9 protein-coding genes are annotated in these 13,304 nt (G+C 52.8%); 6 read left to right on the top strand and 3 right to left on the bottom strand.

Annotated elements, in window-relative coordinates:
* Positions 1 to 401: 401 nt before the first annotated feature.
* Positions 402 to 803 (top strand): phage holin family protein, encoded by a 402-nt coding sequence (locus DYY88_RS07865; protein WP_039728604.1) that lies wholly within the window; start codon positions 402 to 404, stop codon positions 801 to 803.
* A gap of 44 nt (positions 804 to 847) precedes the next feature.
* Here the strand turns inward: DYY88_RS07865 and DYY88_RS07860 are convergent, their stop codons facing one another.
* Positions 848 to 1,915: an IS4 family transposase gene (locus DYY88_RS07860; protein ID WP_039726301.1), complete on the bottom strand. Its 1,068-nt coding sequence runs from the start codon at positions 1,913 to 1,915 to the stop codon at positions 848 to 850.
* A 766-nt stretch (positions 1,916 to 2,681) separates the two neighbouring features.
* Between DYY88_RS07860 and DYY88_RS07855 the strand changes: the two genes are divergently transcribed.
* The gene (locus DYY88_RS07855; protein ID WP_052288586.1) at positions 2,682 to 8,111 is read left to right on the top strand and encodes a PAS domain-containing protein; all 5,430 of its coding nucleotides are present in this window, start codon (positions 2,682 to 2,684) and stop codon (positions 8,109 to 8,111) included.
* 54 nt (positions 8,112 to 8,165) lie between these two features.
* Here the strand turns inward: DYY88_RS07855 and DYY88_RS07850 are convergent, their stop codons facing one another.
* A complete protein-coding gene (locus tag DYY88_RS07850) occupies positions 8,166 to 8,387 on the bottom strand; it encodes a hypothetical protein (protein ID WP_039728605.1) in 222 nt (73 codons plus the stop codon).
* A gap of 206 nt (positions 8,388 to 8,593) precedes the next feature.
* Complete coding sequence (locus tag DYY88_RS07845; RefSeq protein WP_039730303.1) at positions 8,594 to 9,310, bottom strand: response regulator; 717 nt, start codon at positions 9,308 to 9,310, stop codon at positions 8,594 to 8,596.
* A gap of 636 nt (positions 9,311 to 9,946) precedes the next feature.
* Here DYY88_RS07845 and DYY88_RS07840 point away from each other — a divergent pair.
* From DYY88_RS07840 to gvpU, 4 genes are all read left to right on the top strand, one after another.
* On the top strand, positions 9,947 to 11,485 hold the full coding sequence (locus DYY88_RS07840) for an FAD-dependent oxidoreductase (protein ID WP_039728609.1): 1,539 nt from the start codon (positions 9,947 to 9,949) through the stop codon (positions 11,483 to 11,485).
* 302 nt (positions 11,486 to 11,787) lie between these two features.
* Positions 11,788 to 12,003, top strand: coding sequence for a hypothetical protein (locus tag DYY88_RS07835; RefSeq protein ID WP_039728610.1), 216 nt, complete (start codon positions 11,788 to 11,790; stop codon positions 12,001 to 12,003).
* A 47-nt stretch (positions 12,004 to 12,050) separates the two neighbouring features.
* On the top strand, positions 12,051 to 12,557 hold the full coding sequence (locus DYY88_RS07830) for a universal stress protein (RefSeq protein ID WP_039728612.1): 507 nt from the start codon (positions 12,051 to 12,053) through the stop codon (positions 12,555 to 12,557).
* A 76-nt stretch (positions 12,558 to 12,633) separates the two neighbouring features.
* Complete coding sequence (gene gvpU / locus DYY88_RS07825; RefSeq protein ID WP_130199367.1) at positions 12,634 to 13,095, top strand: gas vesicle accessory protein GvpU; 462 nt, start codon at positions 12,634 to 12,636, stop codon at positions 13,093 to 13,095.
* Positions 13,096 to 13,304: the final 209 nt, after the last annotated feature.

The raw sequence follows: 13,304 nt of genomic DNA, 5'->3' as shown, positions 1-13,304 counted from the left end.
AACTCGATAGAGTAAGCTTTCATCCCTGTCTCTTAGCAAATTCCAAAACATACTAAGTGTATCTCACGAGACTGGAAAAGGCTGTAGACGGATCAAACACTAATCTAGGGAAAAATCCGCCTCAAAGTAGACGCCAAGGATAGGTTTAGAAGCTTAAAGTAGCGACATTGACTAATTTGCCAGCTCTGTTGATTTGACTCACTCGCGTTATGAATGCAATAGCCGAAGTGAGGCAAACGAATACTGTTCGGCATTAATTCACCACCCGTTAATCCCTACTCTGAACATCTCTAAAGCATCGTATGCGGGGTGGGCTGAGAGAAATCGGTGTTGAGATTTTGCCTAATGCTATTCGTCATTGACTGGGAATTATTTCATTTTTTGCAAGTAGGAGAATGACTATGTGGAGCATTTTTTTGTCAGGATTAGCCACTGCGCTCAGTTTGCTGGTCGTGGATTTGGTTGTGCCCGGTGTCAGGATTGAGACGATCGCAGCTGCCGCGATCGCAGCGGCTTCAGTCGGTTTAGTCAACGCCTTTATTAAGCCGATTTTGCAAACCATTTCGATTCCGATCACGATCTTGAGCTTTGGCTTATTTGCGATCGTGGTGAATGGCTTATGCTTCTGGCTCTCTTCCCTCGCGGTTCCCGGTTTTTATGTGAAGGGAATTTTAGGCTTCGTGCTTGGCCCCATCGTACTGTCCTTTGTCAGCACAGCGCTGAGCAACTATCTCACCAACCATGCACCAGCTTTCATGCGTGATAGTTCTGACTTGAGTGCCGAAAATCCTTCACAGTCGTAAGTCATAAGGCCATTTGGCTTTAGATGCTATGAGTGGGGCGCATCTCAGTACAAGGACAAAAGTTTTAGAGCCTGATTAAATTCAGAACGCCGCAGGGAGAAGTCCGAGAAAGTGCGCCTGAGAAAGTCACAACCGTAGCGGAACAAACTCTTCGCTCTACGCCCATGAGCTTTTAGTGGAATGGGGTGTTGCTGGTGTTGCCAAAGACCGGTGAGCATGGCCCAGCAGAAGGCCAAAGCCAACAGCGCTATCAACTTGCTAAGCCGTTCGGCGTGGCAGAAATGAGTCGATTCGAGATTGAAGCCCCGTGTTTTCAAGGTCGCAAACAGCGTCTCAATGCCCCACCGCAAACGATAATCGGCGAAGGCGGTTTGAGGCTGATGACCAGTCGCGAGAATGAGCAGTTCGCCATCTTCCAACCGGGTGGCGACGATGTAGACCCGACGACCCCAGACCCAGCGCTTGCCAGAGAGATGGCGCTGCTCGCCGACCTTCAAATTGGCAAAGACTCGCTCCCCTGTTTGGCGCTGCTTCCCGGAGCGCGAGCTAATGCGGTCACTGTGACGCAGTCGGAGCCGAAACGGGATGGCATCCGGCACCAGCAAGAAGCTACACCACTCTCGACCCACGAATTCTCGGTCTCCTGTCAGACAGCGAATCTGGGCGTTGGGGAAGACGCGCTCGAAGCGTTCGAGCAAATCCATCCGCTCGTCACTATTGCTGTTGCCGCGTTTATCCAGCATCGTCCACATCACCGGAAAGGCGACGCCCTCGTGGACAATACCCAGCATCAGGATGTTGAAATTAACCGTGCCGAAGGACCAGTTGGTGCGGTCGAGGCTCAGCGTCCAAGGCTCAGGAATTTGACTCCAACTCACGACAGCCTGAGCAATTTCCTCAAAGTCAATGACAAACTTACGAAAGAAGCGGGTCAAACGCTTATGGTTTGAGGCACTCTGCGCCCGATTGGCAAAGACCGAGGCGAGCCTCTCTAAATTGACGGTTTCGACGCGAAACAGCGCCACGAGGAACAGTGCTAGGAAGGTGAGTCGGGCTCCATGCCAAGACAAGTGGGGACGCAAAGCGGCTTGAATTCGGGTAATCTCGGTCATGAGGTGGTAGACGTTAGCGGTGTGGTAACTTCTAGCTCACCGCCTCGCTCCTCGATTTGTCAAATCCCGACCACGGTTAGCTTGCAGCTTTCACCGCCATAGTTTTGTCCCTGTACTTTGGTTGNNNCGCCTCGCTCCTCGATTTGTCAAATCCCGACCACGGTTAGCTTGCAGCTTTCACCGCCATAGTTTTGTCCCTGTACTTTGGGGGCGCATAAGTATGTGCCCCTTTTTTATTCAATGATTAATGAATCAATGCTTCGCGTTCAAATCTAACGACCGCACTAAAGATACAGGTTCTTTGTCTAAGATAAAAGTCAACGTGATTTCCTTAAACAGATGATGTTAAAGATGACCTAATTCGCCTTACCACAATAATTCAACCCCATAGGTCTGCAAGAAAGTCAGTCAAAAAAAGTCAGTCAAAACTTTATTGACATTCTGTTAACACTAATTCTAAGCAACTGACTCCAGCCGATTCAGGGTAGAACTAAGCTTCTATCTTGAGATAGAGACTCTGTGGCCTATAGAACGATTAAAATTTTGGGGAATCTGTCAGCCGGTAGTTCGTGAAGGCTATGCCTAATGACATCCGGTTACTTGCTGATGAACTAGAACTTAGATGGCTGGACATCGTTCAATTCTCACTGTGGTTTCTGACCAGATTTGTGCTGCCGAGTCAAGTTTATCGGAAAGGCCGCTTGACTCGTAAACGTGCGTTGCACGCACTATGCCAAGAGGCTGGGAATGGAGATTTGGGAACGCCATGTCAGGTCACAAGTTAAGGATTTTAGTCATTGGCGAGCTGGCGGAAGGTGTCGAACGATATCGGCAGTTACTGCATCAAGGACTCCACTCGTCATACCCGGTAATTGAAGCGCTGCACGGCATTGATTGTTTACCAGATAATGGAGAATTTGAGCTGGATGGCATCATCCTAGATGTGCCACCGCTACCCCTTGGCGATCTAGGCACGGTGACGCAAGTGCGATCGCAATTAGGCGATGCCTGTCCACCGATTTTGGTGATTGGAGACGCAGATACTCGCCTCGCGCTGCAAGCTGGTCGGGCTGGGGCCGCCGACTATTTGGTGCGAGATCAAGTAACCGCTGAGACCCTGAGCGAATCGTTGCGAACGGCGATCGAAAATGCCACTCTCAAGCAAGAACTTAAGCAGCAAGAAATCCAGTTTCAAACCTCTGTTGAAAACCTGCTGGACTGCTTTGGCATCTTTACCGCGATACGCGATGACGCTGGACAGATCACAGATTTTCGCATCGAGTATCTCAATCAGGCTGCCTGTGTCATCAATCAAATGCCGCGAGACGCCCAGGTGGGTTGCGGCTTATGTGAAGTGCTACCCGCTCACCGCGAATCCGGCTTGTTTGATGAGTACTGCCGCCTGGTCGAGACCGGCGAGCCGTTACTCAAGGAGTCTTTGGTTTATGAGGACGAGTTTAACGGTCGGCGGCTGAGTCGGGCCTTTGATCTGCGCGCCAATAAGCTGAATGACGGCTTTGTCGCCTCGTGGCGCGACATCACCCAGCGCAAACAGCTCGAATTTGAGCTCAACGAAACTGTCGCCAGTCTGCGGCAGCAGCAAAGCTATTTGCAACAGCTACTCAATACCGCCCCGATTGGCATTGGCATTGGTACCGCCAACGGGGCTGTCCGTCTGGTTAATGATGCCATGCTGGCCCTCCATGGCGTCACCCGCGAAGACTTTGAGCGCGACGGCATGAACTGGCGCGATTTTTGTCCGCCGGAATATGTGGATCGCATTGAACCGGCGATGGCATACCTGCGCCAGCACGGTTTTCTCCCTCCCGAAGAAAAAGCCCTTCTCCGCCCTGATGGGACGCAAGTGCCGGTGTGGATTAGCGCCACGCGATCGCACGATAATCCGGATGAGCACGTCGCCTTTGCCATTGACCTCTCGCCCCAAAAACAAGCCGAAGCTGCTGTCAAAGCGAGCCAGCAACGCTATCAAGAGCTCGCTGAAGCTATGCCCCAGATGGTATGGCGGGCCGATCCGACTGGCGCGGTGAACTACTGGAATTCGCGTTGGTACGACTACACCGGGTTGACCGAAGCGGCATCGTTTGATTTGGCGGCTGGTGAGGCGCTGCACCCAGCCGATCGCGATCGCACCCTGACCCAGTGGCAACAAGCCATCACCGGGGGCGAAGGGTTTGAAATCGAGCACCGCATTCGCCGTCACGATGGCGTCTATCGCTGGTTTATCAATCGCGGTATTCCCACCCACGATGCGACAGGAAATATCACCGGCTGGATTGGCACCATCACCGATATTGAGCAGCAAAAGCGGCTAGAAGAGCGGCTGCAACTGGTGTTACGGGCCGTCGATAGCCTGATCTACGACTGGAATGCCGAGACCAATGAAATGTATCGGTCTGAGCACCTGGTCGAGCTCTTGGGCTGGCACCCCGACGAGGTGCCAGCCACGGCGGAATGGTGGTTTGAACAAATGCATCCCGATGACCAGGCGCGGCTGCTGACGCCGGCCCAAGCCCTCTCGATCAAAGGGAGCCAGCGATCGAAGCCGGAGTTAAAAGAGTCAGCCTATCGCCTGCGTCACAAAGCTGGACATTGGGTCCACGTGTGGGATCGTAGTTGCTTAGTGCACGATGACCAAGGCCAGCTCATTCGGGTGGTGGGCTCGACCATGGATGTCAGCCCCCTGAAGCAAACCGAGGTGGCCCTGCACCAAAATCAAGAACGGCTCAATCTGGCCATGCAGGCGGCTGGCATCGGGATGTGGGATCTCAATCTGCTTACCCAAGAGGTCTACTGGTCCGATAATTTGCAGCAGATGTTTGGCATGGAACCCGGCAGCTTTAATGGTCAGCTCGACACCGTGATGGCCATGGTTCACCCCAACGATCAGCCCTTCGTCCAGACCCGCATTCGTCAGGCGATTGAGGAAGGCGCAGAGTACAACATTGAGTTTCGCTTTATCAAGCCTGATGGCACAGTGCGCTGGGCGTTGGGGCTAGGGCGGGTGTTTTATGACGACAGCGGTCGGCCCGTAGCCATGACTGGCGTCGATATGGATATCAGCGATCGCAAACAAGCCGAGCAAGAGCTGCGGGAAGCTCACATCCAACTCGAATCAGCCCTGGCAGCGGGCTCGATCTATACCTGGAGTTGGCGGATCCCAGAAAATCAAGTCTTCACCAGCCGGAGCTTTGCTCACCTGTTTGGGGTGGAACCCGACGAGGCCACCTTAGGACTCCCGCTAGAGACGTTTTTGGCTGCTATCCATCCCGACGATCAATCCCATGTGTCAGCCGCGATCAAGCAGGCCATTCAGACTGGTGAACCCTACGCCGAAGAGTTTCGGGTCAGTAGCGGCGGTGTTCATGAGCGCTGGGTAATTGCGCGGGGCCAGGTGGAATACGACGAGCATGACAATCCGGTCGCCTTTCACGGGGCGTTAGCGGATATTAGCGATCGCAAACAGGCTGAGCGAGAACTGCAGGAAAGTGAAGAACGGTTCCGCACCCTGGCCGACAATATTTCTCAATTTGCCTGGATGGCTGACCCCACCGGCTGGATTTTTTGGTACAACCAGCGCTGGTTTGACTACACCGGCACCACACTAGAGGAGATGCAGGGTTGGGGGTGGCGACAGGTGCATCATCCCGACCATGTAAATCGAGTCGTTAAGCACCTTCGCCACTGTTTCAATACCGGCACAGTTTGGGAAGATACCTTTCCCCTGCGGGGCCAAGATGGGCAGTATCGCTGGTTTCTCTCGCGGGCGGTGCCCGTGCACAATGCCCAGGGTGAGGTCGTGCGCTGGTTTGGCACCAATACCGACATCACCGATCTCCAGGAGACCGAATTGGCGCTGCAACAGGCCACTAACCGGCTCGATGTGGCGCTCAAAAGTGCCCCCATCACCCTATTCACCCAAGACCACGAGCTTCGTTATACCTGGGTTTACAATCCCAGTTGGCCCTACGTTGCCGATGAATTTGTCGGTCAGCGAGACGAAGATCTGCTGTCTCAAGATTCCGGGCATCACTTAGCCCAGCTAAAGCAGCAGGTGCTGGATACCGGTGTCGGCCTGCGAGAAGAAGTGCAGGTCACGGTAGGAGCGGAAACCCGATATTACGATTTGACCATCGACCCGATTCGGAATAGCACCCACCAGGTTGTGGGGCTAACTGGCGCTGCCGTCGACATTAGCGATCGCACCCGACTAGAGGCTGAACGCCAGCAGGCCCAGGCAGAACTCGCCGCCAACGAAGCCCGCCTGCAAGGGTTTGTGGCCTCAAATGTCGTCGGCATTTTGTATGGCGATATTGACGGCGGTGTGACCGGGGCTAACGACGAATTTTTGCGGATTGTGGGATACAGCCGCGACGACTTGCAGGCTGGCCGCATTCGGTGGGACGACATCACGCCACCGGAATATACGTCCCTGGATGCGGAGCATGTTGCCGAAGCCCGTGAACGGGGCGCTTGTACCCCCTACGAAAAGGAGTACATCCGTAAGGATGGCCGCCGGGTGCCGGTGCTGTTGGCGTATAGCCTGGTGGGTGAGGAACAGCGAGAAACGGTTGCCTTCATTCTGGATGTGAGCGATCGCAAACAGGCCCAACGGCAGCTACAAGCCTCGGAAGGTCTATTGCAGCTGGGGATGCAGGTGGCGGGCTTTGGCCTCGCCCAAATCAACTACGCCACCAATCAGGTCACGTTGTCCCCTGAGGCCGCTGTGCTCTACGGCTTGCCGCCGGAACAGCCAGTCATTTCCCGCGAGCAGTTTTACGACACCTTTCACCCCGACGATCGCGCCCAACTGGAGCGCTCGATTCAGGCGTTGATGGACCCCGCCGGAGCCGGTTGGTTCGCGCAAGATCATCGCGTTTTGACCCCCGCGGGAGAGGTGAAGTGGCTATCGGTGCGGAAGCAAGTATTTTTTGACCAATCCAGTACGCCCCCTCAGCCCAGCCATGCTGTCCTAGTGGCCATTGACATTACCGATCGCAAACAGGCGGAAATCGAGCGGGCGCAGCTCTTAGAACGAGAACAAGCAGCTCGCGAAGCAGCGGAAAATGCCAACCGCATTAAGGATGAATTTTTGGCAATTCTCTCCCACGAGTTGCGATCGCCCCTCAACCCGATCTTGGGCTGGGCTAGTCTGCTGCGCACCAAAACGATGAGTGCCGAAGTCACCGCCCGAGCCCTGGAAACCATCGAGCGCAACGCCAAGCTCCAAACCCAGTTGATCGACGATTTGTTGGACGTTGCCCGAATTTTGCGGGGCAAACTGAAACTAGAAATGACCACCGTTGATCTGGCGTTTGTGATTGAGGCCGCGATCGAAACGGTACAGTCCGCTGCCGAGGCCAAAAACATCACCATCCAGACCGATTTTCCAGCCATCGGTCAGGTGCGGGGAGACGAGGGGCGCTTGCAACAAGTGGTGTGGAACTTGCTCACCAACGCCGTAAAATTCACGCCCGAAGGGGGACAGGTGGAGATTCGCCTGATGCAGGTGGAGCGCTGGGCCCACATTCAAGTGACGGATACGGGGATGGGCATCGATGCCGACTTTTTGCCCCACATTTTTGAGTCATTTCGTCAGGAAGATACCTCGGTCACGCGACAGTACGGCGGTCTGGGACTGGGCTTGGCGATCGTGCGCTATCTCATCGAAGCCCATGGCGGCACAATCACTGCTACCAGTCCTGGGGAAAAACAGGGAGCCACGTTTACGGTCAAACTGCCACTCTTATCGCCGACCCCCACGTCCTCGCGATCGCCCGCCGCCATTACCAGTGACGACATTGACCTGACCGGACTACGCATCTGCGTGGTTGACGATAACCCCGACACGCTAGACCTGCTGACGGTATCTCTGGAAAATCTCGGGGCCGAGGTCGCGACCTTTGATCGGGCCGCTGCAGCCTTAGACAATTTGATCACGATTAGCCCCAACATCTTGATTTGCGATATCGGTATGCCCGAGATGGATGGCTACACCTTGATTCGCCACGTGCGATCGCTGGACTCCGACCTGGCGCACATCCCCGTGATCGCCCTCACCGCCTACGTCCGTGATGAAGAGCGCCGCAAGGCCCTCAGCCAGGGATTTCAGCGCCACCTGGCCAAGCCCTTTGACCTCGACCAACTAGCCCAGGTGATCGCTGAACTGCGTCCTTAACTTCATTGGTGACTTAATGCAGTGCCAACAATGGCATTGTTGACGAACCACTAATTAAGGATGCAGCTCGCAATTAGGAAAATGCCCCATGCGATTAGCTTCAACAATGGCATTCCGACACTTTAAGCTGCTCTCACCAGTCTGATCAGCCAAGCGTTTCAAACTAATTGAGGGTAGCTCAGTCGATGGACTTTTCAAGTACAGCTGGTAAGCCTTTTCAAGGATTTGGTCTTCCAGCATTAAAGATTTAACGGTCGATTTCACAACATCAAACATGGGGCTTTCACAGAATTAATGATTAAGCATTATCTGCTTGCATTAGCCAATAGTCCTCTATCTAGGGAAAGCTTAATCCATCTTTCCAGTGGCCGATTATTCAAAAGTCAATTAATCCAACTGTGAACCAAACCAATCAAATTGAAGACTGGATTTACCTAAATCCAGTCCAATCCCATAAATATGCTGATGTCGCAACATATTTCTTAGTTCACTAAGCCTGCTCTGAGCGCCCAGACGGCTGCTTTGGTGCGATCGTCAACGCCCAACTTATTCAAGATGTTGCGCACATGAGTTTTGACCGTGCCAATCGTAATGTGTGAGCGTTCCGCAATTTCTGCGTTGCGATAGCCTTCGACAATCATTTCCAAAATTTCTAATTCACGTTCTGTCAGCGGAAAGTTGTCCAGAAGTTGCTGATATTCCGTGTTGATGGCATTAATCGATACCGTCAACCCCTGGTCTTCGGGTACAGAAACCGGAGTCCGCCGTAGATGCTGTAGCACAATACTCGCGATCGCCGGATCAATATAAGGATAACCGGCATGAGTTTCATTCACTGCCACAATGAGTTCTTGAATATCGGCCTGCTTCATGCAATAAGAATCAGCTCCCGCCGTAAAAGCTTCCATTACGGCGTCTTCACTGTCATTCATTGTCAGCATGAGAATCTTGGTCGAAAACGTTTCCTGGTCAGCGTTCATTTTTCGAAATCGGCGGATCAGCTCAATGCCATCGATATCAGGCAAACCAATGTCCACAATCGCGACGTCAGGTTGATATTGGTTGAGCAGGCTTAAACCGCCAAGCCCAGTGCCAGATTCACCAACCAAGTTAAAGTTCGGTTGCTGCTGAAAAGCGACTTTTAATCCCATGCGAGTCAATTCATGATCTTCGATGAGAACAATCTTTAGAGGTGACATAGTGATCATCCAAATGGGGCAGCAGGCAAAATCTATTCTTCCTAAAGGCATAAATTTGTTTTGCTGTGTTAGTACGTTCCCGGACTCTTAAGAATGACGCATGTTGCGAATGATAGACATTTCTGAAATACACTCCTCTATCGTGAGAGGTACACCGTCTCAGCCCCCCAATCGGCAAGGGATTTGAGCCTCCATATAGCAGGATTAAATTCGAGCGGCCCAGTGCTGCGGCGACCTTTTCAACCCTTAATTCTTGAACTTCTGTAAACTTACGTATACCTGTGCAAAGCCGGTTAACGTCAATGCCTCAGATTTATTTGAATACGCTTTTGTTGCCGCTTTTCAGCAATAGAAAGTCAGCGATATCGCTACTTGCCTGAGTCGATTTGATGGGCTAATTGCAAACGTAAAAATATCCCTGTGTAAAGCCTCTCTTGCGGTACGGAGATGCGCTTTTTAGCAATCTTAATACTGCACTGGCTAGTAGCTATTAGCAGAGTCATCTGCCTTGATGGGGAAAATAAAACAACGACTTTAAGGAAATCAAAAACACTGAAATATTTCTGTTGAGGGATGTCTGATTGCCGTCGTTCAAGCTTTATGAAATTAAGGCTTATCACTGAGGTTTCCCTTTCCATGTCTCAATCGGCATCTCTCAAAGAACATCAATCATTTTGGATTGCCTCCACTTTGCAATCGAGCTATCCGCCCATCGTCGAGGACTTGTCAGTCGATGTGGCGATCGTCGGCGCTGGGCTGGCGGGCATCACGACGGCAATGCTGCTCAAGCAAGCGGGCAAAACAGTCGCCGTTTTAGAGGCCGATCGCGTCGCGGAAGGCGTCTCTGGACACACGACCGCTAAGCTCACCTCGCTCCACCAGTTGAAATACGCCAGCCTCATGAATTCGCTAGGGCGTGAACAGGCAAGTGCCTATGGCGCATCCAACCAAGCGGCGATCGAGCAGGTGGCCGCTTTGGTGCGCGATGAGCACATTGATTGTGACTTTGAGCCCCAGGATGCCTATACGTTTGCCACCGATGCCGAGATGCTGGAACAGGTCGAGGCGGAAGCCGAGGCGGCTTTCGACTTGGGACTACCGGCCACCTATGTCACCGAGACGCCATTGCCTTTCGCGGTGCGAGGCGCAGTGAAATTTAGCCATCAGGCCCAGTTCCATCCCCGCAAATACATCTTGTGTCTGGCGGACAAGATTCACGGCGACGGCAGTTACGTTTTTGAGCACAGCCGCGTCCGCAACGTTGATGGTGAGGATCCGTGCCGGGTGCAGACTGAGTCGGGAGCGACGGTGACCGCCACCGACGTCATCGTCACCACCAATTTGCCCATCCTTGACCAGGGGCTGTATTTCGCCAAGACCTTTCCGAAGCGCTCCTACTTGATTGGGGCACGCATTGATCCGGCGATCGCCCCCGACGGCATGTTTATTGGCACTGGCGAAACGTATCGCTCCATTCGCACCACGCCCACGGATGACGGCGGTACCTTGCTCCTGATTGGGGGTGAAGGTCACAAAGTGGGAGAAGCCGACGATACCGAAGAACGGTTTGAACGACTAGCCGCTGATGCCAAATCGCTCTTTGGCATTGAATCTGTGGACTATTACTGGTCGAGTCAGGACTTTGTTTCGTTTGACGGCTTGCCCTACATCGGCCCGTTGACCCCACTCAATCAGCACACCTTTGTGGCGACGGGCTTTAGTCTGTGGGGCATGAGCAACTCCAACGTAGCGGCGATGATTTTGGCCGATCGCGTGTTGGGACGCGACAATCCCTGGGCCAAGCTGTACGAATCAACTCGGCCCACGCCTTTTGTCTCTCAAGCTTCCATCAAAAACAATCTGGATGTCGGCACCCGCTGGTTCGGCGATCGCTTTAAGGGCCTGTTTGACAGTCCCGAGAAGGTGAAGCCGGGAGAAGGACGCCTGGTCACGGCGGGTGGCAAAAAGGTCGCGGCCCATCGTGACGAACATGGCAAACTCCACCAAGTCTCGGCAGTATGCCCTCATCTGGGCTGCATCGTCGATTGGAATGCCGCCGAAAGAAGCTGGGATTGTCCCTGTCATGGCTCCCGCTTTGACCCCGACGGCAAGATCTTGCACGGTCCGGCGGTGAATTGCCTGGAGGCTAAACCGACGCCAGCCGCGACTCGATAATGCCATGCCTCAAGTAATGTGATGGTTGCCGTGTCCTGGGGCCGAAGTGCGACAGCCCGAGATCCAATTGTCCTAAGCAATTGGGGTTTCCGGGAGGGACTGGGTACCTAGAGTGATCAATGAGGGCTAGTTGAGGGCTAGTTTCCAGGCAATGCTAAGGCAACGGCAATTTCACCTCCCAATACTCCAAACGGTTGACGGCCATGTCACCAAGATCGACCCAACGCCGGACGAAACTTTGACCTGGATTTTCTATAACAAAATCAGGACGCTAATTTGCCGAATAATTTTAAGGACAAGTTATGGATATTGATAAACAAGCCCGTGAATCGGCGACGACTGAGCGCCAGCATCAACAACAGCGCGAAGCCACCATGGAAAGCCGCTCGAAAGCCGAAACCGCCATGCCTTCTAGAGATGGTGTAGAAGAGTCAGCGCGGGAAGGCATGACTCATGAACGGCAGCACGACCAAAATCGCGAGGCCAACATGCAATCGCGTGCCCATGAAGGACGTTAGTTCTCAATGCTGAGCCTATTGATGACTCAAGCGAGGAGAACCGAAGGATGTCTTTCAACCAAATTTTACTTGCGCTCGATCGCACCCCCCGAGCTGATGATGTTTTTGCGGCAGGGCTGGATATCGCCAAAAAGTACAATGCCCAGTTGATGGTGCTGCACTGTATTGCCCGTCAAAATGATGCCGTCGCCGGGAGTGGCATCGGTTCATCTGGTGTTGCGTATCCTTGGCCTAGCACGATGGTGCCGACGACCAGCGCTCCCATCACTGCTCCAGCCGCCGATGTCGTCGCGCAGGAAGAATTGCAGATCGCGCAGGATTGGCTCGGGCAGTTTCAGCGAAAGGCCGAAGCGGCTGACATTCGCCACGTGAGTACTGATGTGCAGGTCGGTCAAGCAGGCGATCGCATTTGTGAAGCCGCAAAAAATATTGAGGCTGATTTGATCGTGGTAGGCCGCCATGACCGCTCAGGGATCGAAGAGTTTCTCCTTGGCAGTGTCAGCAATCACGTTGTGCACAATGCACCCAGCGCAGTTCTACTCATTCCTCAGTAGTTATGGCGGACTCCGATGAGCGTAAATATTGGGGGCTGCAGTTCTGTGCTTTTGTTGTTAGGAAGATAGCATCACAATGGCTTCATCAGCAGTCTCAGAATCGATGAAAAGTCGAGCAGCTCGGGCTCCACTAGAAAGCGATCGCTTGCTTCAGGCCCTGGCTCTCGTTCCTGAAAAAACCAGCATTGAGTTGGGTATCACCTTGAACCTAGACGGTCTTTTAGTTACAGGGTTCGTCATCAGTCAAGAAGCTTATTTTGAACAACTGACGCAAGGCATTCGTGAAACTAAGGCCGACGACGAGATGAAGTCTTTGCTAGAAGACTTTTTGACCGAGCTCAAAGAACCCATCATCAAAAGCACGGCTGAAAAAGCTACTTTTCCTCGATTCATCCATCTACGAGACGCTAAGCTTTACCCTTCTGAAGGAAAAGGGATGCCGTCGCTGGGCAGTACGCTTTGGCGGGGAGACATTGATAGTGTGTCTGGCTTTTGTCTGGGCGAGATGTACAGCTCTCCCAAACAAATTACCGCCTGAATTTGAGAGCAGGGCAGAGGCAATCAAGTAGATGGTTTTAGCTCTGATTCAATGCTGTTTCGCAGACACCCTCTTTAAAAAATCTATCTAGCGAGAGAGTTTACTCTTATTCGTAATAACTGCTATTCCTATGGGAATTTTGGTTTTAGATGATTAGGATTTCTGGCAAACAAAATTTCCAATAATACGCAATCGAAAAATAGCTACTT

It is taken from the genome of Leptolyngbya iicbica LK (assembly GCF_004212215.1).
In the GTDB taxonomy this organism is placed as follows: domain Bacteria; phylum Cyanobacteriota; class Cyanobacteriia; order Phormidesmidales; family Phormidesmidaceae; genus Halomicronema; species Halomicronema iicbica.
The sequence above is the reverse complement of the archived record's forward strand: the minus strand, read 5'-3'. Positions and strand labels throughout refer to the sequence as shown.

What these genes read in the sequence shown, in the direction of transcription:
- DYY88_RS07865 (WP_039728604.1), top strand. Translation starts at nt 402, where the DNA reads ATGTGGAGCATTTTTTTGTCAGGATTAGCCACTGCGCTCAGTTTGCTG.
- DYY88_RS07860 (WP_039726301.1), bottom strand. Translation starts at nt 1,915, where the DNA reads ATGACCGAGATTACCCGAATTCAAGCCGCTTTGCGTCCCCACTTGTCT.
- DYY88_RS07855 (WP_052288586.1), top strand. Translation starts at nt 2,682, where the DNA reads ATGTCAGGTCACAAGTTAAGGATTTTAGTCATTGGCGAGCTGGCGGAA.
- DYY88_RS07850 (WP_039728605.1), bottom strand. Translation starts at nt 8,387, where the DNA reads ATGTTTGATGTTGTGAAATCGACCGTTAAATCTTTAATGCTGGAAGAC.
- DYY88_RS07845 (WP_039730303.1), bottom strand. Translation starts at nt 9,310, where the DNA reads ATGTCACCTCTAAAGATTGTTCTCATCGAAGATCATGAATTGACTCGC.
- DYY88_RS07840 (WP_039728609.1), top strand. Translation starts at nt 9,947, where the DNA reads ATGTCTCAATCGGCATCTCTCAAAGAACATCAATCATTTTGGATTGCC.
- DYY88_RS07835 (WP_039728610.1), top strand. Translation starts at nt 11,788, where the DNA reads ATGGATATTGATAAACAAGCCCGTGAATCGGCGACGACTGAGCGCCAG.
- DYY88_RS07830 (WP_039728612.1), top strand. Translation starts at nt 12,051, where the DNA reads ATGTCTTTCAACCAAATTTTACTTGCGCTCGATCGCACCCCCCGAGCT.
- gvpU (WP_130199367.1), top strand. Translation starts at nt 12,634, where the DNA reads ATGGCTTCATCAGCAGTCTCAGAATCGATGAAAAGTCGAGCAGCTCGG.